This is a genomic window from Enterobacter sp. 148H3 (assembly GCF_034107425.1).
Taxonomy (GTDB): domain Bacteria; phylum Pseudomonadota; class Gammaproteobacteria; order Enterobacterales; family Enterobacteriaceae; genus Enterobacter; species Enterobacter vonholyi.
Genome location: NZ_JAWNEI010000004.1, coordinates 225425 through 250785 on the forward strand (window position 1 = coordinate 225425; position 25361 = coordinate 250785).

Genomic DNA, 25361 nt, shown 5'->3' on the forward strand with positions numbered 1-25361 from the left:
CTTACGCACTGCGCTGCAGCAGCATCGACTTAATATGGCCGATGGCGCGCGTCGGGTTCAGACCCTTCGGACACACACTGACGCAGTTCATGATGCTATGGCAGCGGAATACGCTGAAAGCGTCGCTCAGTCCTTCCAGACGGCTGTCGGTTTCGGTGTCGCGGCTGTCGATCAGGAAGCGATAGGCAGCCAGCAGACCGGCCGGACCGATAAACTTGTCCGGGTTCCACCAGAACGACGGGCAGGACGTTGAACAACATGCGCAGAGAATACACTCGTACAGACCATCGAGTTTTTCACGCTGCTCAGGAGACTGTAAGTGCTCACGAGCCGGTGGATTTTGCCCATTATTCAATAAGTAAGGCTTAATCTTCTCATATTGTGCATAGAATTGCCCCATGTCTACCACCAAATCACGCACGACCGGCAGGCCTGGCAGAGGACGGATAACAATTTTCTGACCAGGACGCTGCAACGCTGAAATTGGCGTGATGCAGGCCAGGCCATTTTTGCCGTTCATGTTCACACCGTCAGAGCCACACACCCCTTCACGGCAGGAGCGGCGGAACGACAGGGTTGGATCTTTTTCTTTCAGCTGGATTAAGGCATCCAGCAGCATCATGTCGCGACCTTCTTCCGCTTCAAGCGTGTAATCCTGCATGCGCGGAGCGTCGTCTACATCCGGGTTATAACGATAAACTGAGAATTCGAGTTTCATTATCCTGTCTCCGCATTAGTAAGTACGAATCTTCGGCGGGAACGCCGGACGCAGTTTCGGTTCCATGTTGACGCTACGACGCGTCATGGTTTCCGACTCTGGCAGATACAGGGAATGGCACAGCCAGTTTTCGTCATCACGCTCCGGGAAGTCGAAGCGGCTATGCGCGCCACGGCTTTCGGTACGGAAGTTTGCCGACATCGCGGTCGCGAACGCGGTTTCCATCAGGTTATCCAGCTCCAGGCACTCAACGCGCTGGGTGTTGAACTCGCTGGAGGTGTCGTCCAGACGGGCATTTTTCAGACGCTCGCGGATCGCTTTCAGCTGCTCAAGACCTTTGGCCATCGCGTCGCCTTCGCGGAATACCGAGAAGTTGTGCTGCATGCATTCCTGCAGCGCTTTACGGATTTCCACCGGATCTTCGCCGTTACGGTTGCCGTTCCAGCGGTTGAGGCGCTCAAGAGAGGCATCAATTTCGTCGTCGGTCGCGTCACGCAGCGCGCCCTGCTCGGCAATGGATTCCTGCAGATGCAGACCCACTGCACGACCAAACACCACCAGGTCCAGCAGGGAGTTGCCGCCCAGACGGTTTGCGCCGTGTACGGATACGCAGGCAATTTCGCCCACCGCGAACAGGCCAGGAATAACCACGTCTTCGCCCTGCTCGTTCACGGTCAGCGCCTGACCGGTCACTTTGGTCGGAATACCGCCCATCATGTAGTGGCAGGTTGGGATAACCGGAATCGGCTCTTTCACCGGATCGACGTGCGCGAAGGTGCGGGACAGTTCAAGGATGCCCGGCAGACGGGATTCCAGCACTTCTTTACCCAGGTGGTCGAGCTTCAGCTTGGCGTGTGGACCCCAAGGGCCGTCACAGCCGCGGCCTTCACGAATTTCGATCATGATGGAACGCGCCACCACGTCACGACCCGCCAGGTCTTTCGCATTCGGGGCATAACGCTCCATGAAGCGCTCGCCGTGTTTATTCAGCAGGTAGCCACCTTCACCACGGCAGCCTTCTGTTACCAGCACGCCTGCACCGGCGATACCGGTTGGGTGGAACTGCCACATCTCCATATCCTGCACCGGCACGCCCGCGCGGATAGCCATACCGACACCGTCACCGGTGTTGATGTGGGCGTTGGTAGTGGACTGGTAAATACGGCCTGCACCGCCGGTCGCCAGCACGGTTGCACGGGCTTTGAAGTAGACCACTTCACCGGTTTCGATGCACAGCGCGGTACAACCAACGATGGCGCCATCGGCGTTTTTCACCAGATCCAGCGCATACCATTCGGAGAAGATGGTGGTGTGGTTTTTCAGGTTCTGCTGATACAGGGTGTGCAGCAGCGCGTGACCGGTACGGTCAGCCGCCGCCGCGGTGCGTGCCGCCTGCTCGCCGCCGAAGTTTTTCGACTGGCCGCCAAACGGACGCTGATAGATGGTGCCATTTTCCAGACGGGAGAACGGCAGACCCATGTGGTCCAGCTCCAGAATCGCTTCCGGGCCGGTTTTACACATATATTCGATGGCATCCTGGTCACCGATGTAATCGGAACCTTTTACCGTGTCATACATGTGCCATTCCCAGTTATCTTCATGGGAGTTACCCAGCGCAACGGTAATACCGCCCTGCGCAGACACAGTATGGGAACGGGTTGGGAAGACTTTAGAGAGCAGCGCACAGCTCTGGCCACTCTGGGAAATTTGCAGTGCGGCACGCATACCTGCGCCACCGGCACCAATCACAACAGCATCAAATTCTCTGACTGGCAGTTTCATTACACACCCCACACCACAACGAATCCATAAATAACGTAAACCACCAGTGCAACCACAATGGCCAGCTGCAGTGGAAGGCGAATCGCCAGCGGTTTAACGTAATCGGTCAACACCTGCCACATGCCAATCCAGGCATGAATAAGGATGGAGAAAAGGGCCAGCAGGGTGAACACTTTGGTGAAGGCGGATCCGAAGAACCCACTCCAGATTTCCCACGTCAGCGTGCCGCTGGTCGCGAAGAAACCGATCATATAGATGATGTAGAGGGTGAGAACGATGGCGGTAGCACGGACCAGAATGAAGTCATGTACGCCGTTGCGTCCTAATGCGGAGGCGTTGCTTACCATACGAGAACTCCTGCGAGAAGTGAAAGCACGACTGTAATCACAAATGAAATGTTAGCGGAGCGTTTCCCGGCTTCGAAGGTCTCTTCCAGATAGCCAAAGTCCATCAGCATATGGCGAACACCCACCACAACGTGGTACGCCAGCGCGGTCAGAATGCCCCACATGATGAATTTCACGAAGAAGCTGTTCATGATGGCAGAGGCCTGGAGGAATCCTTCAGGGGAAGAGAGGCTGGTGCCCAGTAACCACAGCAGAATACCGACCGCCACAAACGTAATCACACCAGAAACACGGTGCAGAATGGACGCTATTGCTGTTACGGGGAACCGGATCGTTTTGAGATCCAGATTGACAGGTCTTTGTTTTTTCACATTTCTTATCATGAATAACGCCCACATGCTGTTCTTATTGTTTCCTTCCTCCGGACTGCGATGCGGGTCAGACAGCGTTCCTTTTCTATAACTGCGCGTCATGCAAAACAGTGCTTCCAGATGCTTAAACGACACATTACAACGCTGGGTGGCTCGGGATTGCAGGGTGTTCCGGAGACCTGGCGGCAGTATAGGCCGTTCACAAAATCATTACAATTAACCTACATACAGTTTGTCGGGTTTTCTCTGGAACAGTGATCAGGGTCACGATAACAACATCTTTTTAATTTTTAATCATCTGATTTGACAAATGTTAAACAATATTGTTACAAACGTCATCAGAAAAGGCATATAATGCGCAAAAGTTATGAGGTCTCTCTTTCACCTGACAAATAGTTATGTAACAGTGTGATGGTATTGACCGAAGTTATCAGGACAGTTATTAGTGATATACAGGTTTGAATAATTCGGACTGCAAAAACGCTGATTTGCTGTTGTTTCACTGATATTTCATTCGTTTACCTGCAAGGCGCCATAGCTCTGTACCCTGGTTTGTCCTCGTGAGCTGAGCGGTAAGCCAAATAACAATCTGGTAACGGTGATTAACAGCTGAAAGCAAATCCGGTAAAGCGCAGTCTTAAGCATAAGGCGCTAAGGAGACCGTAAATGGCTGATACAAAGGCAACGCTCACCCTAAATGGTGACACTGCTATTGAACTGGATGTGCTAAAAGGCACGCTCGGTCAGGATGTTATTGATATCCGTACGCTGGGTTCCAAAGGGGTATTCACCTTTGACCCTGGATTTACCTCTACCGCATCTTGCGAATCCAAAATCACCTTTATCGACGGTGACGAAGGTATCCTGCTCCATCGCGGCTTCCCTATCGATCAGTTAGCCACCGAATCCAACTATCTGGAAGTGTGCTACATCCTGCTGAACGGCGAAAAACCGACGCAGGCCCAGTTCGATGAATTTAAAACCACCGTGACCCGTCACACCATGATCCATGAGCAGATTACCCGTCTGTTCCATGCGTTCCGTCGTGACTCTCACCCAATGGCGGTGATGTGCGGTATTACCGGTGCGCTGGCCGCGTTCTACCACGACTCCCTTGACGTGAATAACCCGCGTCACCGTGAAATCGCCGCTTACCGTCTGCTGTCCAAAATGCCTACCATGGCGGCGATGTGTTACAAATACTCCATCGGCCAGCCGTTTGTGTATCCGCGTAACGACCTCTCCTACGCGGGCAACTTCCTGCGCATGATGTTCTCCACGCCGTGCGAAGAGTACGAAGTGAACCCGGTTCTGGAACGCGCGATGGATCGTATTCTGATCCTGCATGCTGACCACGAACAGAACGCCTCGACCTCAACCGTTCGTACCGCAGGCTCTTCAGGCGCGAACCCGTTCGCCTGTATCGCTGCGGGCATTGCCTCCCTGTGGGGACCGGCGCACGGCGGCGCCAACGAAGCGGCGCTGAAGATGCTGGAAGAGATCAGCACCGTTGAGCACATTCCTGAGTTCGTGCGTCGCGCGAAAGACAAGAATGACTCCTTCCGCCTGATGGGCTTCGGTCACCGTGTTTACAAAAACTATGACCCGCGCGCCACCGTGATGCGTGAAACCTGCCACGAAGTGCTGAAAGAGCTGGGTACCAAAGATGACCTGCTGGAAGTGGCAATGGAGCTGGAACACATCGCGCTGAACGACCCGTACTTCATCGAGAAGAAACTCTACCCGAACGTCGATTTCTACTCTGGCATTATTCTGAAAGCGATGGGCATTCCGTCTTCCATGTTCACCGTGATCTTCGCCATGGCCCGTACCGTAGGCTGGATTGCGCACTGGAACGAAATGCACAGCGAAGGCATGAAGATCGCCCGTCCTCGTCAGCTGTATACCGGCTACGAGCAGCGTGATTTTAAGTCTGACCTGAAGCGCTAAAAGACGTTGGGTGCGGCCTGATGCCCTCACCCCGGCCCTCTCCCACAGGGTGAGGGGGAAAACATTAAAAACGGTAACCCAAGGGTTACCGTTTTACTTTTATTTTTGGCAGTGCGGGCACCAGTAAAAGGGTCTTGAAGAGAGCATCATCCTGTCGATAATCCCTCCGCACCGCTCGCACTTTTTCCCTGCCCGATGAAACACCTTAAAGCGGAACAGCGCCCCGTGATGCTTGTTTTCATCCACTACGCCACGCGTGTTGTACGACAGCCGCGGGATGTCCAGCAGCGCGTGGGACAGCGCCTCTAGCTGTTCATCGCTCAGCTGAGAGGCTTTATGCTGCGGCGCCAGCCCGACTTCCCAGAGGATTTCCACCCGCAGGTAGTTGCCAAGCCCGGCCAGAAAGGCCTGGTCAAGAAACAGGCCGGAAAACTGCCGGTTGCGGAATGCAGGCGATAACAGCCGGGCCTTCACATCGCTCGCCGTCAGGCGCATATCCAGCACGTCCGGCCCAACCCGCTGTAAGAATGGGTGCGTGAGCAACTGCTCCGGCGTTAACATTTCGATATCAGAGGCGCTAAAGAGCAGTATCGCCTTATCGGCCGTTTGCAGCCTGACGCGCAGCACGCGGGTCGTTTGCGGCTGTTCACCCGCCTCCACCACGCGCCAGACGCCGTAAAGCTGGTTATGGCTGTATAACGTCAGGTTATGAGAGAAATGCGTGAGCAGCGCTTTGCCGCGCGTTTCAATATGCGTTACCGACTGCCCCACCAGCTGTGATTCAAACGGTTTCAGTTGAGGAAAAGCAAACCAGACCTCCGTCAGCGGTTTGCCCTTTATCGCCGCCTCGAGGCTATCCGCCGCGCGGCGGATCTCCGGGCCTTCTGGCATTTTTCTGTCCTTTCATGATTAATCTGCGCTGACAAGAATACCCTCTTCAGAGAACGCAGCCCGCAGGCGGCGCGCGAACTGGAGCGCATGCTCGCCATCACCATGTAAACATACGGTATCAGCCTGAACGTTTGCCGACGTGCCGTCCACGGCGGTCACCCGCCCGGCGCGCACCATATCCAGCGTCTGGGCCAGCGCTTTAGCTTCGTCGGTAATCAGCGCACCGGCCTGCGTACGCGGTACAAGGCTGCCATCAGGCATGTATCCCCGATCGGCAAACACTTCCTGCCGCGTGGTCAGCCCCAGCCGTTCTCCGGCACGAATAAGCTCGCTGCCCGCCAGGCCGATCAGAATCAGCTGCGGATTAGAGTCCCGCACCGCACGGGCTATAGCGTCCGCCAGCGCCGGATCTTTTGCCGCCTGGTTATAGAGCATGCCGTGCGGCTTCACGTGGCGCAGCACACCGTTCTCAGCGCGCACCATCGCCTCCAGCGCGCCGATCTGGTAGAGCACCTGTGCGTAGACCGTTTCAGGCGGCAGGTCCATCGCGGTGCGGCCAAAGTTTTCCCGGTCAGGGAAGCTCGGATGTGCGCCTATCGCGACGCCGTTTTTGATGGCGTTACGCACGCTCTCCAGCATGGTTTGCGCATCGCCCGCGTGAAAGCCGCAGGCGATATTGACCGAGGAGACCAGCGTCATCAGCGCCGCATCGGCGCTGCCGCCCTCGCCCAGATCGGCATTCAAATCAATCTTTACCATCGAGCCTCCACGCCAGCTGTTCGAGATAGCGCTGCTGATCCTGCCGCGCCTTTAGCGCCTCCTCCAGCGAACATTGAACGAAGTGAATAGGCTGTCCGAGGGGAATTTGCGCCAGATGGTAGCGATCGGCTTCAATGATGCAGGCAATTCGCGGATAGCCCCCCGTCGTCTGCGCGTCGTTCATTAACACGATCGGTTGCCCGTTGCCCGGAACCTGAATAACCCCTGGCAGTAAACCGTGGGAGAGCAGTTCTCTGTCGGTCGTCCGGATCAGCGGCTGCCCCTGCAGACGATAACCCATACGGTTACTCTGCGGACTGAGCTTCCACGGCGAGCGCCAAAAGGACTCTTTTGAGGCCTCGTCGAACTCATGATATTCCGGCCCCGGTAAGGCGCGGATCTGGTTTCCCCAGAGGAGTTGTTTTACCCCCTGAGCCGTCGAGAAGTGACGCGAAGAGGGCTTAATCGCCAGGCGATCGCCGTCGCGCAACAAACGTCCTTCGTGACCGCCAATCCCGGCTTTCTGATCGGTACTGGATGAGCCCAGCACGTCAGGCACATCAATGCCGCCAGCCACCGCAAGATAGCTACGCACGCCGTGTAAAGGGCGCTTTAAGGTCAGACGCTGTCCGGCTTTAGCCCGCAGACGCCAGCCGGTCCACACCGCTTTGCCGTCCAGCGTGGCATCACAGCCTGCGCCGGTGAGCGCGAACCAGGTCTCCTGACCAAACTCAATGACACACTGGCCGAGCGTAATTTCGAGCGCCGCCGTGCTGCCGGGGTTGCCCACCAGCACGTTAGCGATCTCCAGCGCTGGACGGTCCAGAGCGCCACAATAGCTCACGCCGGACTGGCGCATACCAAAGCGGCCGGCATCCTGTACGGAGGTATAAAGCCCGGCGCGAATAAGCGTTAACATACCCCCTCCTTCTGCGGGATAAAGCGAAGGGTATCGCCAGGACGCAGGAGTATTGGCGTCTCCAGCCCAGGGTCAAATAAAGGCATAGCGGTATGTCCGATAAGCTGCCATCCACCGGGCGATGTTAGCGGATAGACGCCGGTCTGCTCGCCGCCGATAGCCACCGTCCCCGCCGGTACGCTCAGGCGCGGCTCAGCGCGGCGCGGCGTATGCAAACGGGGAGATAATCCCCCCAGATACGGGAATCCGGGCTGGAATCCCAGGAACCAGACGACGTAGTCAACCGAACTGTGCAACTCAACAACCTGCTTTTCTGTGAGTCCGCAGTGGTCTGCGACCACACCAAGATCCGGTCCCCCCGTACCGCCATAAACGACCGGGATCTCAATGGCACGCGATTCCGGCTCCAGCGCCTCGCTCTCTTCCCACCAGCGCTGCAAACGTTCGATGGCATCCAGCGCCAGCGTATGCGGACTACGCAGCACCACCGTGATGTTATTCATCCCCGGAATGGCTTCAACCACATCCGGCAGATCGACCAGACGCTGGGTTAGCCGCCAGATACGCTTTTGCGTGGCAAGGGTCACCGGCGGCTCGAGCTCCAGAACCACTGCCGTTTCTCCCAGAAGATAACAACGCGCTCGCTGCACTCAGGCACCTCTCATCAGGCCGGGTTAGGAATATCAATAAAGGTCACATCCAGATCGGTATTTTCCGTCAGCCACTCGCTGAGGGCGCGAATGCCGCCGCGCTCGGTGGCATGATGCCCGGCCGCGTAGAAATGCAGCCCCTGTTCACGCGCCGAATGAATGGTCTGCTCGGAAACCTCGCCGGTGATAAAGGCATCGACACCGAAGCGCGCGGCGCTGTCGATAAAGCCCTGCCCGCCTCCGGTGCACCAGGCAACACGCTTCACCGTATCCGGACCGGTATCGCCGCTCCACAGCGGACGACGCCCCAGGCGCGCTTCAATCCAGGAAGCCAGTTCCAGCCCCGGAACCGGCATCGCCAGCTCGCCCCACGGCACCAGCGGCTCGATTTCGCCCATTACGGTAATCCCCAACAGTCGGGCAAGCTGAACGTTGTTACCAAGCTCCGGATGTGCGTCCAGCGGCAGGTGGTAACCGTACAGGTTGATGTCATTTGCCAGCAACGTTTTCAGGCGGTTGCGCTTCATGCCGCGAATAATCGGTGATTCGTTTTTCCAGAAGTAACCGTGATGGACAATCACCGCATCGGCCTCCTGACGGACAGCCTCATCCAGCAGCGCCTGGCTTGCCGTGACGCCGGTGATAATTTTCTGCACCGTTTCGCGCCCTTCTACCTGCAGGCCATTAGGACCGTAGTCGCTAAAGGAGGCGGTATTGAGTTTTTCGTTAATCAGGCGTTCCAGTTCGCTGTTTTTCATCTTTATGCTCTCAAACTTTTCTGGCGGCTTCGTACGCCGCCAGCGTGGCGGCACGCGCCTGTTTATGGTCAACAATCGGGCGGGGATAATCGAGCTTTACGCCCTGTTTATCCGCCCATGCCCACGGGTCGTGGATCGCTTTCGCAGGAACGTTCCTGAGCGCGGGCAACCAGCGGCGGATAAAGTCGCCGTTGGCATCAAATTTTTGTCCCTGAGTGGTCGGATTAAAAATCCTGAAATAGGGAGCCGCATCGGTGCCGGTAGAGGCCGCCCACTGCCAGCCGCCGTTATTCGCAGCGAGATCGCCGTCGATCAGCTGAGAGATAAAATAGCGCTCTCCGATACGCCAGTCGATAAGCAGATCCTTCACCAGAAAGCTGGCGGTAATCATTCGCAGGCGGTTGTGCATCCACCCCGTCTCATTCAGTTGGCGCATGGCGGCATCAACAATCGGATAGCCCGTCTCCCCTTTTTGCCAGGCCTGTAAAAGTGCCTCATCGTGCTGCCATTTTACGTTGTCGGTCCAGGGAATGAACGGACGATGCTTACAGAGAGCGGGATGATACGTCATCAGATGCCGATAAAATTCACGCCAGATGAGTTCGTTCAGCCACACCGAACCCGCCCCACCGTCCATCGCCTGCGGCTGCTCGGCCAGAAGACGGTGTAGACACTGACGAGGAGAGAGCACGCCCAGCGCCAGGCTTGCCGATAAGCGGCTTGTCCCTTCAATCGCCGGGAAATCCCTGCGCGCCTCGTACTCTCCCGCGCCCTGTTTGCAAAACTGGCGCAGCTTCGCAATTGCTGCCTTCTCGTTTGCGGGGAACAGAAGCTCATCGAATGTCTGTTGGGGATAGTTAAACGTTAATTCAGGCAGCGTGGTTATGGCTTCCTCTCTGGCTGCGGGTGCGGGTACGCACTCCGGCAGCGCCTCTTTCAGACGTTTAACAAAAGCATTTTTAAACGGCGTGAACACTTTATACATTTCATTGCCGCCGGTCATGACGCTGCCCGGTGCCAGCATTACGCTGTCATCAAATCCTTCACAAACCACCTCGCCCAGAATGTTCTCCAGTTGGCGATCCCGCAGCCGTTCGTTCAGCTCGTACTGGTAGTTATAAAAAAGATGTGTGACGCCGTTCTGCTGACATACCTCCCGCAACATCTTAAGCTGCGCGGCAAAGTCACTGACCTCTTTGTAGATCAGGGGGATACCTTTTTCAGCAAGTGAGTGTTGCAGATCGTTCAGATGCGATTTGAGGTAAGCGGCCTGACGCGGGGCCATATCATGCTGCTGCCACTGTTCAGGCGTAGCGATAAATAGCGCCAGCACGCTGGCGTCATCGGAACGGCAGGCTGCCGCGAGTGCGAAGTTGTCATGTACGCGCAGGTCCGCGCGAAACCAAACCAGATGGGTGGGCATAAAACTCCAGGCAAATATCCATTATGTCCGTAAGGGCACGCCACCAAAGGAAAAAGCGGCGCGCTTTTACTGTACTTTGCCATGAAGTGTAGACCGGATGAAATAAAAAAGGCCGCCCAAGGCGGCCTTAACGCTACTTGTCCTGCGCTATCGTGGTAAATGCAACAAACCCGATCGGTTCATCACTTTTAACAACGAGTACGCTGGCGACAATGAACGCGATGCAAAAATAGCGTTTCATTATGCGGTCCCTGCTGCTAACCGCTCCACCGTTCACCACCGGTGATAAGTCGGTGGACACAAGCTCTGACGAGAGCCTGACTTACGGTTGTGGTCACACCTTTCCCGGGACCGGTGCCCATGTGCGAGATGGCGGAAAGGGACGCTGCATAGTAGTTGGCCCTGGCGTAAAACGTAATCCACTGAAAAGGTTTTTAAGAATATATTTAGGGAGTTGCAGTTTGATTACTTAAGGACCCGAGATATTCTTTTAAGTCTCTGACGAGGGCTTGAAAACCACCCAACGGACCGCGAATCCGGAGGGACAAAAAAACCGCCACATTGCTGTTGGCGGTTTTTTTATTGCTGTGTGTAGTCTTAGTAAAAGTCGCAGGTCGCTTTCTCGGCCTGATCCATCCACACCGGCTTCTCGCTGGTTTTCGCCCAGACGCGGTGCAGATAGCTATAAAAACGTGCACGATCTTTCCAGAACAGCATCACCGGCAGAGCCAGCACGCCAGCCACTACGGCGAAAGCGCGGCGCATGAACACGATATGAGCCGGAAACTCTTTATAAAGATCCATATTTTTCTCCCCTATAGTTGGCCGGAAACGTCATCCGGAAAATTCAAAATCTGTGACCTGGCTAAAATAATATCGCTTTGTTTGTAACTTTACTACTCATCCGACCACTTATTTTCGTCCGTTTAGCGAAAATTTACATTCAAGCCGTAATTAAGTTACAAAAAAGTTAACGATTTACTTATCAATAGTTAAATTGCGGGCTTTGCCATTTTTATACTTTTTTTACACCCGCCCTTCTCATTTTTGCGAAATCTTTGCGCCATAAATCCTACCGTTAGCACAACAACAAAAGTCACCCGGAGGTGGATTGTGAGTGCAGGTCTTATTACCGGCATCGTGCTGGTGTTCCTGTTATTGGGTTATCTGGTTTATGCCCTGATTAACGCGGAGGCATTCTGATGGCTGCTCAGGCGTTTTTGCTTATTGCCAGTTTCTTAGTGGTGTTGTTCGTTCTGGCAAGGCCACTGGGCTCTGGGCTGGCACGGCTAATCAATAACGTTCCCCTGCCCGGAACGGGAAGCGTTGAAAAAGGGATCTGGCGCGTACTGGGTATAGACGATCGGGAGATGAACTGGCGTGAATATTTGATCGCCATTCTGCTGCTGAATATCGTCGGGCTCATTGCGCTTTTTGCCATGCTGATGTTGCAAGGTATCCTGCCTTTGAATCCGCAACAGTTACCGGGCCTGTCCTGGCATCTCGCGCTAAACACGGCTGTCAGTTTTGTCACCAACACCAACTGGCAGTCCTATGCTGGTGAAACCACGCTCAGCTACTTCAGCCAGATGGTCGGGTTAACCGTGCAGAACTTCCTCTCTGCCGCCAGCGGAATTGCGGTGATCTTCGCGCTGACGCGTGCGTTTGCGCGTCAGAAAGTGAGTACGCTGGGTAACGCGTGGGTAGACCTGACGCGCATTACGCTGTGGATCCTGCTGCCGATTGCGCTGCTGCTCGCGCTGTTCTTCATTCAGCAGGGCAGCCTGCAAAACCTGCTGCCTTACGCGCCATATACCTCGCTGGAAGGCGCAAAACAGCTCCTGCCTATGGGGCCAGTGGCGTCGCAGGAAGCCATCAAAATGCTCGGGACGAACGGCGGGGGCTTCTTCAACGCCAACTCCTCGCACCCGTTTGAAAACCCGACCGCCCTGACTAATTTTGTGCAGATGCTGGCGATTTTCCTGATCCCCGCCGCGCTCTGCTTTGCTTTTGGTGACGTGGTTAACGATCGCCGTCAGGGCCGCACCGTGCTCTGGACCATGTCGCTGATCTTTGTGGTCTGTGTTGCGCTGGTGATGTGGGCCGAATGGCAGGGTAACCCGCACTTCCTCTCACTCGGTGCCGATAGCGCAATCAACATGGAAGGTAAAGAAAGCCGCTTTGGCATTCTCGCCAGCAGCCTGTATGCGGTGGTCACCACGGCAGCTTCGTGCGGGGCCGTCAATGCCATGCATGATTCCTTTACGGCGCTGGGTGGCATGATCCCGATGTGGCTGATGCAGATTGGCGAGGTGGTGTTTGGCGGCGTGGGCTCCGGTCTTTACGGCATGCTGCTGTTCGTGCTGCTGGCGGTGTTTATTGCCGGTCTGATGATTGGCCGCACGCCGGAATATCTGGGTAAAAAAATCGACGTTCGCGAGATGAAATTAACCGCGCTGGCGATTCTGGTCACCCCGGCTCTCGTGCTGCTCGGCACCGCGCTGGCGCTGATGACCGAGGCCGGACGCAGCGGCATCTTTAACCCTGGCATTCACGGTTTTAGTGAAGTGCTGTATGCCGTCTCCTCGGCCGCCAACAACAACGGCAGCGCCTTTGCGGGCTTAAGCGCCAACTCACCGTTCTGGAACTGTCTGCTGGCGTTCTTCATGTTTGTGGGCCGCTTCGGGATCATTGTGCCGGTCATGGCGATTGCCGGATCGCTGGTGAATAAAAAAATCCAACCGACCACCACCGGGACATTACCAACCCACGGCGCGCTGTTTATCGGCCTGCTCACGGGCACCGTGTTGCTGGTCGGCGCCCTGACCTTTATCCCCGCCCTCGCGTTAGGCCCGGTCGCGGAATACCTCTCTTTACGCTGATTTTGCGGAGAAATTGTCATGAGTCGTAAACAACTGGCCCTGTTCGAACCGTCATTAGTTCGCCAGGCGCTCATGGATGCGGTGAAAAAGCTGAGCCCGCGCGTGCAGTGGCACAACCCGGTGATGTTTATCGTCTGGGCGGGAAGCGTCCTGACCACCGCCCTGGCGATTGCCATGGGAACGGGCCATATGCCGGGAAATGCGATGTTTACCGGCGCCATCAGCCTGTGGCTGTGGTTTACCGTGCTGTTCGCCAACTTTGCGGAAGCGCTGGCGGAAGGCAGGAGCAAAGCCCAAGCCAACAGCCTGAAAGGGGTGAAAAAAACCGCCTTCGCGCGCAAGCTACGTGAACCGAAATACGGTGCACAGATGGACCACGTTCCGGCAGATGAACTGCGTAAAGGCGATGTGGTGCTAGTGGAAGCCGGTGACATCATCCCTTGCGACGGCGAAGTCATTGAAGGGGGCGCATCGGTGGATGAAAGCGCCATCACAGGGGAATCCGCGCCGGTTATCCGTGAATCCGGCGGTGATTTCGCCTCCGTGACGGGCGGGACGCGCATTCTCTCCGACTGGCTGGTGATCCAGTGCAGCGTTAACCCGGGTGAAACCTTCCTCGACAGGATGATCGCCATGGTGGAAGGCGCACAGCGCCGTAAAACGCCAAACGAAATTGCCCTGACCATCCTGCTGGTGGCCTTGACCATTGTCTTCCTGCTGGCAACCGCGACGCTGTGGCCGTTCTCCGCCTATGGCGGTACCGCGGTCACCGTCACGGTGCTGGTGGCGCTGCTGGTTTGTCTGATCCCCACCACCATCGGCGGCCTGCTGTCGGCCATCGGTGTGGCCGGCATGAGCCGCATGCTCGGTGCCAACGTCATCGCCACCAGCGGGCGTGCTGTAGAAGCCGCCGGTGACGTGGATGTGTTGCTGCTGGATAAAACCGGGACCATTACCCTCGGTAACCGTCAGGCGTCAGATTTCCTACCCGCACCGGGCGTGGATGAAAAAACGCTGGCGGATGCCGCGCAGCTCTCCTCGCTTGCTGATGAAACCCCGGAAGGCCGCAGTATTGTGATCCTCGCCAAGCAGCGCTTTAACCTGCGCCAGCGCGACGTCCAGAGCCTGCACGCCACTTTCGTGCCCTTTACGGCGCAAACCCGCATGAGCGGAATTAACATTCAGGATCGCATGATCCGTAAAGGCTCGGTTGACGCGATCCGCCGCCACATTGAGGCCAACAACGGCCACTTCCCGCCTGAAGTGGACAGCCTGGTCGAAAGCGTGGCCCGTCAGGGGGCAACGCCGCTGGTGGTGGCCGAAGGGGCCCATGTGCTCGGGGTGATTGCCCTGAAGGATATCGTCAAAGGCGGCATCAAGGAGCGCTTTGCCCAGCTGCGTAAGATGGGGATCAAAACGGTGATGATCACCGGGGATAACCGTCTTACCGCTGCGGCCATTGCTGCCGAAGCGGGCGTGGATGATTTCCTTTCCGAAGCCACACCGGAAGCCAAGCTGGCACTGATTCGTCAGTATCAGGCGGAAGGCCGTCTGGTGGCGATGACGGGCGACGGAACCAACGATGCCCCTGCCCTCGCGCAGGCCGACGTGGCGGTGGCGATGAACTCCGGTACGCAGGCAGCCAAAGAGGCGGGCAACATGGTCGACCTCGACTCTAACCCGACCAAGCTGATTGAAGTGGTGCACATCGGCAAGCAGATGCTGATGACGCGCGGCTCGCTGACCACGTTCAGTATCGCCAACGACGTGGCGAAGTATTTCGCCATCATTCCAGCCGCGTTTGCTGCGACCTATCCGCAATTAAACGCCCTGAACGTAATGCACCTGCACTCTCCGGCCTCGGCCATTCTGAGCGCAGTGATCTTTAACGCCCTGATTATTGTCTTCCTGATCCCGCTGGCGCTGAAGGGCGTGAGCTATAAGCCGCTCACGGCGGCCGCCATGCTGCGCCGCAACCTGTGGATTTACGGCCTGGGCGGGCTGGTGGTGCCCTTCGTCGGCATCAAGGTTATCGACCTGCTGTTGACGCTATTCGGCCTGGTTTAAAAGGTGAATCAAATGACGATGTTACGCCCCGCTATACTTCTGTTTATTCTGCTGTCTCTCATTACCGGCGGACTGTACCCGCTGGTGACCACCGCGCTGGGCCAGTGGTGGTTTAAGGATCAGGCTAACGGCTCGCTGATTATGCAAAACGGTGAAAACCGCGGGTCTCGCCTGATTGGTCAGAACTTTGCGGATGCCCGCTACTTCCAGGGACGCCCTTCCGCCACTGCCGAAAGCCCGTATAATCCGATGGCATCCGGCGGCAGTAACCTGGCGGGCAGCAACCCCGAGCTGGATAAAGCCGTTACTGAGCGCGTGGCTGCCCTGCGTGCCGCGAATCCACAGGCCAGCCGTGACGTTCCCGTGGAGCTGGTGACCGCCTCGGCCAGCGGGCTGGACTACAGCCTGACGCCAGCAGCCGTGGCATGGCAGATCCCGCGCGTCGCCGCCGCCCGTCAGCTGACCGTCGAACAGGTGAGCCAGCTGGTTGCCGAGCACACGCAAAAGCCGCTGGTCAGCTTCATCGGCATGCCCGTGGTAAATATTGTTGAGCTGAATCTGGCGCTGGACGCGCTAAGGAAAAACTAAATGACCGACGAGCCCATGCGCCCGGATCCGGACAGGCTGCTCGAACAAACAGCTGAAGCCCATCGCGGCAAACTGAAAATTTTCTTCGGCGCCTGCGCGGGCGTCGGGAAAACCTTCGCCATGCTGACGGAAGCCCAGCGGCTTCGGGCGCAGGGGCTCGATATTCTGATCGGCGTGGTTGAAACCCACGGACGTAAAGAGACGGCATCACTGCTGAAGGGGCTGGCAACCCAGCCGCCCCGCCGCATCAGCCATCGCGGTCGGTTAGTCACCGAATTCGATCTCGATGCCGCCCTCGCCCGCCGCCCCGCGCTTATCCTGATGGACGAGCTGGCGCACAGCAATGCGCCAGGCTCGCGCCACCCCAAACGCTGGCAGGATGTTGAAGAGTTACTTGAAGCCGGTATCGATGTGTTCACGACGGTTAACGTTCAGCATCTCGAAAGCCTGAACGACGTGGTCAGCGGCGTGACCGGCATTCAGGTGCGCGAAACGGTGCCCGATCCCTTCTTTGATTCCGCGGATGAGGTGGTGCTGGTCGACCTGCCGCCCGATGATTTGCGCCAGCGCCTGCACGAAGGCAAAGTCTATATCGCCGGCCAGGCCGAGCGCGCCATCGAACATTTCTTCCGTAAAGGCAACCTGATAGCCCTGCGCGAGCTGGCCCTGCGCCGAACCGCCGACCGGGTGGACGATCAGATGCGCGCCTGGCGCGACCTGCAGGGCCAGGAACGCGTCTGGCACACGCGGGATGCCATCCTGCTGTGCGTGGGCCACGGCAGCGGCAATGAAAAGCTTGTCCGCACCGCCGCGCGCCTGGCGGCCAAATTTGGCAGCGTCTGGCATGCGGTGTATGTCGAAACGCCGCAGCTGCACGCGCTGCCCGAAAACCAGCGTCGCGCGATCCTGAGTTCGCTGCGCCTTGCGCAGGAGCTGGGTGCGGAAACCGCCACCCTTTCCGATCCTCAGGAAGATAAAGCCATTTTGCGCTACGCGCGCGAGCATAACCTGGGGAAAATCGTCATTGGCCGTCGTCAGCATCGCCGCTGGTTTAGCCGCGAATCCTTTGCCGACAAGCTGGCCCGTCGCGCGCCGGATCTGGATCTGGTGATCGTGGCGCTGGACGACAAACCTACCCCCTTACCCAATCGCGCGCCGGACAGCCGCACCTTCAGCGATAAATGGCGCATTCAGCTTCGCGGCTGTCTTGTCGCCGTCGTGCTCTGCGCCCTGATTACCGTGATTGCCAGCCAGTGGCTGATTGCGTTTGATGCCGCCAACCTGGTGATGATCTACCTTCTGGGCGTGGTGGTGGTGGCGCTCTTTTACGGGCGCTGGCCGTCGGTCCTGGCGACGGTGATTAACGTCATCAGCTTCGATCTGTTCTTTATTGCTCCCCGCGGGACGCTCGCCGTCTCGGACGTGCAGTACATCCTCACCTTTGCCGTGATGCTCACCGTCGGGCTGGTGATCGGCAATCTGACGGCGGGCGTGCGCTATCAGGCGCGTATCGCCCGCTATCGCGAACAGCGCACGCGCCATCTCTATGAGATGTCGAAATCGCTGGCGGTGGGCCGCACGCCGCTGGATATCGTACAGACCAGCGAGCAGTTTATCCGCTCGACGTTTCATGCCAGCAACCTGATTTTACTTCCGGACGAACACGGCAAGCTGCGCCCACTGACGTCGGCCACAGGCATGACGCCCTGGGACGAAGCCATCGCGCGCTGGAGCTTTGACAAAGGCTTACCGGCGGGCGCAGGGACCGACACCCTCCCCGGCGTGCCCTATCAAATTCTGCCCCTGCGCAGTGCCGATAAAAATCAGGGGCTGGTCATCGTGGAGCCTTCCAACCTGCGCCAGCTGATGATCCCCGAACAGCAGCGTTTACTGGAGACGTTTACGCTGCTGGTTGCCAGCGCGCTGGAACGACTGGCCCTCACCGCCAGCGAGGAACAGGCCCGTCTGGCGAGCGAGCGTGAAAGCATTCGTAACTCGCTGCTGGCGGCGCTGTCTCACGATCTGCGTACCCCGCTCACCGTCCTGTTCGGTCAGTCAGAAATTCTGACGCTGGACCTGGCGGCGGAAGGCTCGAAGCATGCCCTTCAGGCCAGCGAGATCCGCCAGCACGTGCTGAATACCACGCGCCTGGTGAATAACCTGCTCGACATGGCGCGTATCCAGTCAGGCGGTTTTAACCTCAAAAAAGAGTGGCTCACGCTTGAAGAGGTGGTGGGCAGCGCGCTGAAAATGCTCGAACCCGGCCTGGGTGGGCGACATATCGCGCTGAACATGCCCGAGCCCCTGACGTTAATTCACGTTGATGGTCCGCTGTTTGAACGGGTGCTGATCAACCTGCTGGAAAATGCCGGCAAATATGCGGGCGCCAGTGCTCAAATTGGCGTGGATGCAACGGTGGAAGATGGCACGCTTCGCCTTAACGTCTGGGATACCGGCCCCGGCATTCCCGCCGGGCAGGAGTTGGCTATTTTCGAGAAATTCGCACGCGGCAATAAGGAGTCGGCCATTCCGGGCGTGGGGCTGGGGCTGGCGATTTGCCAGGCGATCATTGACGTGCATGGCGGCTCCATTTCCGCGGAGAATCGTCCGGAAGGCGGTGCGCGTTTTTGTGTTACACTTCCTCTGGAAACCCCGCCAGAACTTAATGAATTACCAGAGGATTTGTGATCAACGTTCTGATTGTTGAAGATGAGATCGCCATTAGCCGTTTTCTGCGCGCTGCGCTGGAAGGAGACGGTCTGCGCGTTCATGATGCGGGTACGCTTCAGCGGGGTTTAATTGAGGCCGCCACCCGCAAGCCGGACCTGGTGATCCTCGATCTTGGACTCCCGGACGGCGACGGCATCGATTTTATTCGTGAAGTCCGCCAGTGGAGCCAGATGCCGATCCTCGTGCTCTCCGCCCGTACTGAAGAGACGGATAAAATCGCCGCGCTGGATGCCGGGGCGGATGACTATCTGATTAAACCGTTTGGTATCGGCGAGCTTCAGGCTCGCCTTCGCGTGGCGCTGCGTCGCCACAGCGCCACCACGCCTGCCGATCCAACCTACGCGTTTGGGGATATCCGGGTTGACCTGGCCGCGCGGCGCATTTTGCGCGGCGAAGAGGAAATTCATCTTACGCCCATTGAGTTTCGCCTGCTCGCCGTGCTGCTCAACAACCACGGCAAGGTTCTCACCCAGCGCCAGCTGTTAAGTCAGGTGTGGGGACCCAACGCCGTGGAGCATAGTCACTATTTACGCATATATATGGGACATCTTCGTCAGAAACTCGAAGTCGACCCCGCTCGCCCTCGCCATTTATTAACTGAAACCGGTATCGGTTATCGGTTTATGCTTTGAATAACTATTCATTTTATTTTTAAATAAAACCGAAATACCTCAGACAATATTTCATAAATAACCCATACGTTATTTTTACGGGCTATTTTTGCTCATTTAAAACATTGATAATACAACCTGTTAACGCAACACCAACAAATCAGAATTTTGATCTGCGATATTCATCCAAAACGAATATTTATTTCTGATTTGATCGGTTAACGGTGATCTTGTTCACAGTTAATCGCTTTTTCCTGGATAAAATGACCATGCTTTCAATTACTGAAAGGAAAATGAATCATGGAAAACAACAATCGTTTAATGCCCCATATAAGGCGGACAACACATATCATGATGTTTGCCCACCGAAACTGCTTTGACTTTCATCTCTTTAATGCCCGGTAGTCCTTCGACTTCTGGCGCATTCGCTTACAGGTTATCCTGAAAAATCTTATTTTACAGGCAATTGCCTGTGAACTCGTGCGCTCATTCATTTTGATTCAGACTCATCCGCACCGGGCGGACTGAATTTCAATCATCAAAAAAGCAATGTACTGATTTTAATCAGCGGCCATCCTTTGCTTTTTTTCCGGAAAATTATCGATTTCTTTCTTGCAAGAAATCGAGGGACGCTTATTACCTAAAATAAAGAGAGAAAGATGAAAAGTTTAAAAATCGCAGCCAGCCGTGCCTGTCCTGATTGCTTTACCACCCTGCGTGAACTGGTGGATGTCAGAGCTTCTGATTATATCGATGTCGCCGCTATTGTTCTGGCGGTCAGTGATATTACCGGCGGGATACTGGACGAAATAGAAGCCACCGGTTTTGGCATTCCCGTATTTGTCGCGACGCAGAAAGAAGAGTTCATTCCGGCAGACTATTTATCGCGCATTCATGGCGTATTTGAGTATTCAGACACCAGCAACGACTTTTATGGACGCCAGCTGGAAGCGGCAGCCCAAAAGTATGAAACCCAGCTGCGCCCGCCGTTTTTCCGCGCACTGGTCGACTACGTGAAGCAAGGCAACAGTGCGTTCGACTGCCCGGGCCATCAGGGCGGCCAGTTCTTCCGCCGCCATCCTGCCGGCAATCAGTTTGTGGATTTCTTTGGCGAGACGCTTTTCCGCTCCGACCTGTGTAACGCCGACGTGGCGATGGGCGATCTGCTGATTCACGAAGGCGCGCCGTGCATTGCGCAGCAACATGCGGCGAAGGTCTTTAATGCCGATAAGACCTACTTCGTGCTGAACGGCACCTCGTCATCCAACAAAGTGGTACTTAACGCCCTGCTCACGCCGGGCGACCTGGTGCTGTTCGACCGCAACAACCACAAATCCAACCATCACGGTGCCCTACTCCAGGCAGGCGCAACGCCAGTCTATCTGGAAACCGCGCGCAACCCGTACGGCTTTATCGGCGGCATTGACGCCCACTGTTTTGAAGAACAGTACCTGCGCGAGCTGGTGGCCGAAGTTGCACCGGGCCGTGCGCGCGATGCGCGTCCGTTCCGTCTGGCGGTGATCCAGCTCGGTACTTACGATGGCACCATCTACAACGCCCGTCAGGTGGTGGATAAGATTGGGCATCTGTGTGATTACATCCTGTTTGACTCCGCCTGGGTGGGTTACGAGCAGTTTATCCCGATGATGGCCGACTGCTCTCCGCTGCTGCTGGAGCTGAACGAAAACGACCCGGGGATTTTGGTTACCCAGTCCGTGCATAAACAGCAGGCAGGCTTCTCCCAGACCTCGCAAATCCATAAAAAAGATAGCCACATCAAAGGACAGCAGCGCTATGTCCCGCACAAGCGGCTGAATAATGCCTTTATGATGCACGCCTCCACCAGCCCGTTTTATCCGCTGTTCGCAGCGCTGGACATTAACGCCAAGATGCATGAAGGCCAGAGCGGCCGCAACATGTGGATGGACTGCGTGGTGAACGGTATTGAAGCGCGTAAGCTAATCCTGGAGAACTGCCGGTATCTGCGCCCCTTCGTGCCGGAGACGGTGGATGGCCGTCCGTGGGAAAGCTGGGACACGGCGGAAATTGCGACCGATCTGCGCTTCTTCCACTTCGTACCGGGTGAAAACTGGCACGCCTTTGAAGGCTACGCCGAGCATCAGTATTTTATCGACCCGTGCAAGCTCCTGCTAACCACGCCGGGCATTAACGCCCGCACCGGGGAGTATGACGACTTCGGCGTGCCCGCCACTATCCTCGCTAACTTCCTGCGTGAAAACGGCATCGTGCCGGAAAAATGCGATCTCAACTCGATCCTGTTCCTGCTCACGCCTGCGGAAGATATGGGCAAACTGCAGCAGCTGGTGGCGCAGCTGGTGCGCTTCGAAAAACTGCTCGAGAGCGATGTTCCGCTGAAAGACGTCCTGCCTTCTCTCTACAAACAGCATCCGGAACGTTACGCGGATTACACCCTGCGCCAGATCTGCCAGGAGATGCATGACCTGTATGCCCGCCACAACGTGAAGCAGCTGCAGAAAGAGATGTTCCGCAAGTCCCATTTCCCACGCGTGATGATGAGCCCGCAGGACGCCAACTACGCCTATCTGCGCGGTGAAGTTGAACTGGTTTCACTGCGCGACGCGGAAGGCCGCATCGCCGCGGAAGGCGCCCTTCCTTATCCGCCGGGGGTATTGTGCGTGGTTCCAGGGGAGGTCTGGGGCGGCTCCGTGCTGCGCTACTTCGCCGCGCTGGAAGAAGGCATCAACCTGCTGCCGGGCTTCGCGCCGGAGCTGCAGGGTGTGTACGTCGAAGAGTGCGAGGGCCGCAAACAGGTTCGCTGTAACGTCATCAAACAACCCGCCGCTCAGCCCGCGCTGCTGAAAGGAGAGAAATTATGAGTAAGTCCAATAAGATGGGCGTGGTGCAGCTAACTATCCTCACCATGGTGAACATGATGGGCTCCGGGATTATCATGCTGCCAACCAAACTGGCTGAGGTGGGTACCATCTCTATCATCTCCTGGCTGGTGACCGCCGTAGGCTCAATGGCGCTGGCGTGGGCGTTTGCCAAGTGCGGGATGTTCAGCCGCAAGTCAGGCGGCATGGGGGGCTACGCCGAGTATGCCTTTGGTAAGTCTGGCAACTTTATGGCCAACTATACCTACGGGGTGTCACTGCTGATCGCCAACGTGGCGATTGCCATCTCCGCCGTGGGCTACGGTACGGAGCTGTTTGGCGCGACGCTCAGCCCGGTACAGATTGGCCTGGCCACCATCGGCGTGCTGTGGATCTGCACCGTGGCTAACTTTGGCGGGGCGCGTATCACCGGACAGCTCTCCAGCATCACCGTCTGGGGCGTGATTATCCCGGTTGTCGGCCTGTGCATCATCGGCTGGTTCTGGTTCAGCCCGACCCTGTACGCCAACTCCTGGAACCCGCACCATGTGCCGTTCTTCAGCGCAGTCGGCTCTTCTATCGCCATGACGCTCTGGGCCTTCCTCGGTCTGGAATCCGCCTGCGCCAACGCAGAAGTGGTTGATAACCCTGAAAAGAACGTGCCGATTGCGGTCCTCGGCGGTACGCTGGGCGCGGCGGTGATCTATATCGTCTCGACTAACGTGATTGCCGGGATTGTGCCAAACATGGATCTTGCTAACTCTACGGCGCCGTTCGGACTGGCCTTCGCGCAGATGTTCACGCCGGAAGTCGGGAAAGTGATTATGGGTTTGATGGTCATGTCGTGCTGCGGTTCACTCCTTGGCTGGCAGTTCACCATCGCGCAGGTGTTTAAATCCTCGGCTGATGAAGGGTACTTCCCAAAAATCTTCTCCCGCGTGACCAAAGCCGATGCGCCGGTGCAGGGCATGCTGGCGATTGTCATCTTCCAGAGCGGATTGTCGCTGATGACCATTAGCCCGTCGCTGAACAGCCAGTTCAACGTGCTGGTCAACCTGGCGGTCGTGACGAACATCATTCCGTATATTCTGTCGATGGCGGCGCTGGTGATCATTCAGAAGGTGGCGAAGGTGGATCCGCGCAAAGCGCGCGCGGCCAATATCGTGGCGCTGATTGGCGCGATTTACAGCTTCTATGCGCTCTACTCATCGGGCCAGGAAGCGATGCTCTACGGGGCAATGGTAACCTTTATGGGCTGGACGCTGTACGGTCTGGTGTCACCACGGTTTGAATTGAAGAACAAGCACAGTTAGGTCAAAGCAAAACGGCAACCCAAGGGTTGCCGTTTTATTGTTTTCTCCCTCTCCCGAAGGGAGAGGGTCAGGATGAGGGCATCAGTCCACACCCAAACCGCACTTACGCGTTTTTCAGCACTTCGCTGACAATCTCTACCGCTTCTTTCTCAATCTGCTGACGATGCTCAGCGCCGAGGAAGCTTTCGCAATAGATTTTATACGCATCTTCCGTGCCGGATGGGCGAGCGGCGAACCAGCCGTTTTCAGTCATCACTTTCAGTCCACCAATGGAGGCGCCGTTACCCGGTGCCGCCGTCAGACGTGCGGTGATCGGGTCGCCCGCCAGGGTGCTTGCGCTGACCATCTCCGGTGAGAGTTTGGAGAGGGCCGCTTTCTGGGCTGACGTCGCGCTGGCCTGAATACGGTTATAGCTTGGTGCACCAAAGCGTGCCGCCAGCTCGTTGTAATGTTCCTGCGGGTTCTTACCGGTGACCGCGGTGATTTCCGCCGCCAGCAGGCACATGATGATGCCGTCTTTATCGGTTGACCATGGCGTGCCGTCGAAACGCAGGAAAGATGCGCCCGCACTCTCTTCACCGCCGAAGCCGAAGCTGCCGTCGTGCAGACCGTCAACAAACCATTTGAAGCCCACCGGCACTTCCACCAGCTTGCGGCCCAGTGCCTCAACCACGCGGTCGATCATCGCGGAGGAAACCAGCGTTTTACCGACGGCCACCTCTTTGCCCCACTGCGGACGGTGCTGGAACAGGTAGTTAATCGCGACTGCCAGATAGTGGTTCGGGTTCATCAGCCCGGCAGGGGTGACGATACCGTGGCGGTCGTAATCCGGGTCGTTAGCAAACGCCAGATCGAATTTATCACGCAGCGCCAGCAGGCCCGCCATCGCGCACTCGGAGGAGCAGTCCATGCGGATCGCGCCGTCTTTGTCCAGGTGCATAAAGCGGAAGGTCTGATCGACGTGATCGTTCACGATGGTCAGATCCAGCTTGTAGTGCTCGGCGATACGTTTCCAGTATTCGATACCGGAGCCGCCCAGCGGATCCACGCCCAGCTTGAGGCCGGCTTTCTGGATGGCCGCCATATCGACGATATCCGCCAGGCCTTCCACGAACGGCTGAACCAGATCCAGCTCTTTCACGTGACCGGACGCCATGGCCGCATCCAGAGAGATACGCTTCACGCCTTTCAGGTCATCAGCCAGCAGCGCGTTCGCGCGATCCTCCACCACTTTGGTGACGTTGGTATCTGCCGGGCCACCGTTAGGCGGGTTATATTTGATACCACCGTCTTCCGGCGGGTTGTGGGATGGCGTGATGACGATACCGTCAGCCAGCGCACCACCTTTTTTGTTGTGCACCAGGATGGCGTTAGAGACCGCAGGCGTTGGGGTGAAGCCGTTGTTCTCCTGAACAATCACATCAACGCCGTTTGCCGCCAGCACTTCCACAACAGAGATGAACGCCGGTTCAGACAGGGCATGGGTATCTTTCCCCACGTAGCACGGACCGGTAACGCCGTTTTTAGCGCGCTCTTCCGCAATGGCCTGAGCAATGGCCAGAATGTGCGGTTCGTTAAAGCTGTGGCGCGCCGCGCTGCCGCGGTGACCAGATGTACCAAACTTCACTGCGTGTTCTGCGTTGCCCACGACCGGCTTCAGCACGTAATACTGCGCGGTCAGCTGAGCGACGTTAATCAAATCGCTTTGTTGTGCAGGTTGGCCTGCACGGCTGTGATTTGCCATTAC

General features: G+C 56.8%; 22 protein-coding genes. 10 read left to right on the forward strand and 12 right to left on the reverse strand.

What is annotated here, in order from left to right; translation table 11 throughout:
• Window position 1: 1 nt before the first annotated feature.
• Genes sdhB through sdhC form a run of 4 tightly spaced genes read right to left on the reverse strand, consistent with a single transcriptional unit; the run spans window position 2 to window position 3245 of the window.
• A complete protein-coding gene (gene sdhB / locus USH94_RS07735; RefSeq protein WP_008501090.1) occupies window positions 2-718 on the reverse strand; it encodes a succinate dehydrogenase iron-sulfur subunit SdhB in 717 nt (238 codons plus the stop codon).
• A gap of 15 nt (window positions 719-733) precedes the next feature.
• A complete protein-coding gene (gene sdhA / locus USH94_RS07740) occupies window positions 734-2500 on the reverse strand; it encodes a succinate dehydrogenase flavoprotein subunit (RefSeq protein ID WP_008501089.1) in 1767 nt (588 codons plus the stop codon).
• Window positions 2500-2847 (reverse strand): succinate dehydrogenase membrane anchor subunit, encoded by a 348-nt coding sequence (gene sdhD, locus USH94_RS07745; protein WP_008501088.1) that lies wholly within the window; start codon window positions 2845-2847, stop codon window positions 2500-2502. Before sdhD ends, sdhA begins: the two co-directional genes overlap by 1 nt.
• Window positions 2841-3245: a succinate dehydrogenase cytochrome b556 subunit gene (gene sdhC / locus USH94_RS07750; RefSeq protein ID WP_020684965.1), complete on the reverse strand. Its 405-nt coding sequence runs from the start codon at window positions 3243-3245 to the stop codon at window positions 2841-2843. Before sdhC ends, sdhD begins: the two co-directional genes overlap by 7 nt.
• 639 nt (window positions 3246-3884) lie before the next feature.
• Between sdhC and USH94_RS07755 the strand changes: the two genes are divergently transcribed.
• On the forward strand, window positions 3885-5168 hold the full coding sequence (locus USH94_RS07755) for a citrate synthase (protein ID WP_008501086.1): 1284 nt from the start codon (window positions 3885-3887) through the stop codon (window positions 5166-5168).
• A 99-nt stretch (window positions 5169-5267) separates the two neighbouring features.
• On the opposite strand, the gene nei is transcribed toward USH94_RS07755, so the two are convergent.
• From nei to USH94_RS07790, 7 genes are all read right to left on the reverse strand, one after another.
• Window positions 5268-6059, reverse strand: coding sequence for an endonuclease VIII (gene nei / locus USH94_RS07760; RefSeq protein WP_111964369.1), 792 nt, complete (start codon window positions 6057-6059; stop codon window positions 5268-5270).
• Window positions 6060-6077: 18 nt separating this feature from the next.
• Window positions 6078-6818 (reverse strand): 5-oxoprolinase subunit PxpA, encoded by a 741-nt coding sequence (gene pxpA, locus USH94_RS07765; protein ID WP_111964370.1) that lies wholly within the window; start codon window positions 6816-6818, stop codon window positions 6078-6080.
• Window positions 6805-7737: a 5-oxoprolinase subunit PxpC gene (gene pxpC, locus USH94_RS07770; RefSeq protein WP_111964371.1), complete on the reverse strand. Its 933-nt coding sequence runs from the start codon at window positions 7735-7737 to the stop codon at window positions 6805-6807. Before pxpC ends, pxpA begins: the two co-directional genes overlap by 14 nt.
• Window positions 7731-8387, reverse strand: a complete 657-nt coding sequence (gene pxpB, locus USH94_RS07775; protein ID WP_111964372.1) for a 5-oxoprolinase subunit PxpB — start codon at window positions 8385-8387, stop codon at window positions 7731-7733. Before pxpB ends, pxpC begins: the two co-directional genes overlap by 7 nt.
• Before the next feature lie 14 nt (window positions 8388-8401).
• Window positions 8402-9145 carry a type 2 GTP cyclohydrolase I gene (locus USH94_RS07780; protein WP_045909572.1) on the reverse strand — a complete coding sequence of 248 codons (744 nt, stop codon included), beginning with the start codon at window positions 9143-9145 and terminating at the stop codon, window positions 8402-8404.
• 10 nt (window positions 9146-9155) lie between these two features.
• Window positions 9156-10568 carry a deoxyribodipyrimidine photo-lyase gene (gene phrB / locus USH94_RS07785; RefSeq protein WP_111964373.1) on the reverse strand — a complete coding sequence of 471 codons (1413 nt, stop codon included), beginning with the start codon at window positions 10566-10568 and terminating at the stop codon, window positions 9156-9158.
• A gap of 597 nt (window positions 10569-11165) precedes the next feature.
• Window positions 11166-11372: a YbfA family protein gene (locus USH94_RS07790; protein WP_008501079.1), complete on the reverse strand. Its 207-nt coding sequence runs from the start codon at window positions 11370-11372 to the stop codon at window positions 11166-11168.
• A gap of 309 nt (window positions 11373-11681) precedes the next feature.
• Here USH94_RS07790 and kdpF point away from each other — a divergent pair, with 309 nt between their 5' ends.
• From kdpF to potE, 9 genes are all read left to right on the forward strand, one after another.
• The gene (kdpF, locus tag USH94_RS07795) at window positions 11682-11771 is read left to right on the forward strand and encodes a K(+)-transporting ATPase subunit F (RefSeq protein WP_015386886.1); all 90 of its coding nucleotides are present in this window, start codon (window positions 11682-11684) and stop codon (window positions 11769-11771) included.
• Window positions 11771-13450 (forward strand): potassium-transporting ATPase subunit KdpA, encoded by a 1680-nt coding sequence (gene kdpA, locus USH94_RS07800; protein WP_111964374.1) that lies wholly within the window; start codon window positions 11771-11773, stop codon window positions 13448-13450. Before kdpF ends, kdpA begins: the two co-directional genes overlap by 1 nt.
• An 18-nt stretch (window positions 13451-13468) precedes the next feature.
• Window positions 13469-15517 carry a potassium-transporting ATPase subunit KdpB gene (gene kdpB / locus USH94_RS07805; RefSeq protein ID WP_047073918.1) on the forward strand — a complete coding sequence of 683 codons (2049 nt, stop codon included), beginning with the start codon at window positions 13469-13471 and terminating at the stop codon, window positions 15515-15517.
• Between the two features lie 12 nt (window positions 15518-15529).
• A complete protein-coding gene (gene kdpC, locus USH94_RS07810) occupies window positions 15530-16105 on the forward strand; it encodes a potassium-transporting ATPase subunit KdpC (RefSeq protein ID WP_111964375.1) in 576 nt (191 codons plus the stop codon).
• Window positions 16106-18793 carry a two-component system sensor histidine kinase KdpD gene (gene kdpD, locus USH94_RS07815; protein ID WP_111964376.1) on the forward strand — a complete coding sequence of 896 codons (2688 nt, stop codon included), beginning with the start codon at window positions 16106-16108 and terminating at the stop codon, window positions 18791-18793. It begins immediately after the preceding gene.
• A complete protein-coding gene (kdpE, locus tag USH94_RS07820) occupies window positions 18790-19467 on the forward strand; it encodes a two-component system response regulator KdpE (protein ID WP_111964377.1) in 678 nt (225 codons plus the stop codon). The genes kdpD and kdpE overlap by 4 nt, the downstream gene beginning before the upstream one ends.
• A gap of 279 nt (window positions 19468-19746) precedes the next feature.
• Entirely contained in the window at window positions 19747-19851 is a 105-nt protein-coding gene (speFL, locus tag USH94_RS07825; RefSeq protein WP_003858645.1) for a leader peptide SpeFL, read from the forward strand.
• Window positions 19852-20105: 254 nt separating this feature from the next.
• Window positions 20106-22304: an ornithine decarboxylase SpeF gene (speF, locus tag USH94_RS07830; RefSeq protein ID WP_111964378.1), complete on the forward strand. Its 2199-nt coding sequence runs from the start codon at window positions 20106-20108 to the stop codon at window positions 22302-22304.
• The gene (potE, locus tag USH94_RS07835; protein WP_008501072.1) at window positions 22301-23614 is read left to right on the forward strand and encodes a putrescine-ornithine antiporter; all 1314 of its coding nucleotides are present in this window, start codon (window positions 22301-22303) and stop codon (window positions 23612-23614) included. Before speF ends, potE begins: the two co-directional genes overlap by 4 nt.
• 103 nt (window positions 23615-23717) lie before the next feature.
• On the opposite strand, the gene pgm is transcribed toward potE, so the two are convergent.
• On the reverse strand, window positions 23718-25358 hold the full coding sequence (gene pgm, locus USH94_RS07840; RefSeq protein WP_111964379.1) for a phosphoglucomutase (alpha-D-glucose-1,6-bisphosphate-dependent): 1641 nt from the start codon (window positions 25356-25358) through the stop codon (window positions 23718-23720).
• Window positions 25359-25361 lie beyond the last annotated feature (3 nt).

Excerpts from the sequence above, each read along its gene's own strand:
- sdhB (WP_008501090.1), bottom strand. The coding sequence starts at position 718 with ATGAAACTCGAATTCTCAGTTTATCGTTATAACCCGGATGTAGACGAC.
- sdhA (WP_008501089.1), bottom strand. The coding sequence starts at position 2,500 with ATGAAACTGCCAGTCAGAGAATTTGATGCTGTTGTGATTGGTGCCGGT.
- sdhD (WP_008501088.1), bottom strand. The coding sequence starts at position 2,847 with ATGGTAAGCAACGCCTCCGCATTAGGACGCAACGGCGTACATGACTTC.
- sdhC (WP_020684965.1), bottom strand. The coding sequence starts at position 3,245 with ATGTGGGCGTTATTCATGATAAGAAATGTGAAAAAACAAAGACCTGTC.
- USH94_RS07755 (WP_008501086.1), top strand. The coding sequence starts at position 3,885 with ATGGCTGATACAAAGGCAACGCTCACCCTAAATGGTGACACTGCTATT.
- nei (WP_111964369.1), bottom strand. The coding sequence starts at position 6,059 with ATGCCAGAAGGCCCGGAGATCCGCCGCGCGGCGGATAGCCTCGAGGCG.
- pxpA (WP_111964370.1), bottom strand. The coding sequence starts at position 6,818 with ATGGTAAAGATTGATTTGAATGCCGATCTGGGCGAGGGCGGCAGCGCC.
- pxpC (WP_111964371.1), bottom strand. The coding sequence starts at position 7,737 with ATGTTAACGCTTATTCGCGCCGGGCTTTATACCTCCGTACAGGATGCC.
- USH94_RS07780 (WP_045909572.1), bottom strand. The coding sequence starts at position 9,145 with ATGAAAAACAGCGAACTGGAACGCCTGATTAACGAAAAACTCAATACC.
- phrB (WP_111964373.1), bottom strand. The coding sequence starts at position 10,568 with ATGCCCACCCATCTGGTTTGGTTTCGCGCGGACCTGCGCGTACATGAC.
- USH94_RS07790 (WP_008501079.1), bottom strand. The coding sequence starts at position 11,372 with ATGGATCTTTATAAAGAGTTTCCGGCTCATATCGTGTTCATGCGCCGC.
- kdpA (WP_111964374.1), top strand. The coding sequence starts at position 11,771 with ATGGCTGCTCAGGCGTTTTTGCTTATTGCCAGTTTCTTAGTGGTGTTG.
- kdpB (WP_047073918.1), top strand. The coding sequence starts at position 13,469 with ATGAGTCGTAAACAACTGGCCCTGTTCGAACCGTCATTAGTTCGCCAG.
- kdpC (WP_111964375.1), top strand. The coding sequence starts at position 15,530 with ATGACGATGTTACGCCCCGCTATACTTCTGTTTATTCTGCTGTCTCTC.
- kdpD (WP_111964376.1), top strand. The coding sequence starts at position 16,106 with ATGACCGACGAGCCCATGCGCCCGGATCCGGACAGGCTGCTCGAACAA.
- speFL (WP_003858645.1), top strand. The coding sequence starts at position 19,747 with ATGGAAAACAACAATCGTTTAATGCCCCATATAAGGCGGACAACACAT.
- speF (WP_111964378.1), top strand. The coding sequence starts at position 20,106 with ATGAAAAGTTTAAAAATCGCAGCCAGCCGTGCCTGTCCTGATTGCTTT.
- potE (WP_008501072.1), top strand. The coding sequence starts at position 22,301 with ATGAGTAAGTCCAATAAGATGGGCGTGGTGCAGCTAACTATCCTCACC.
- pgm (WP_111964379.1), bottom strand. The coding sequence starts at position 25,358 with ATGGCAAATCACAGCCGTGCAGGCCAACCTGCACAACAAAGCGATTTG.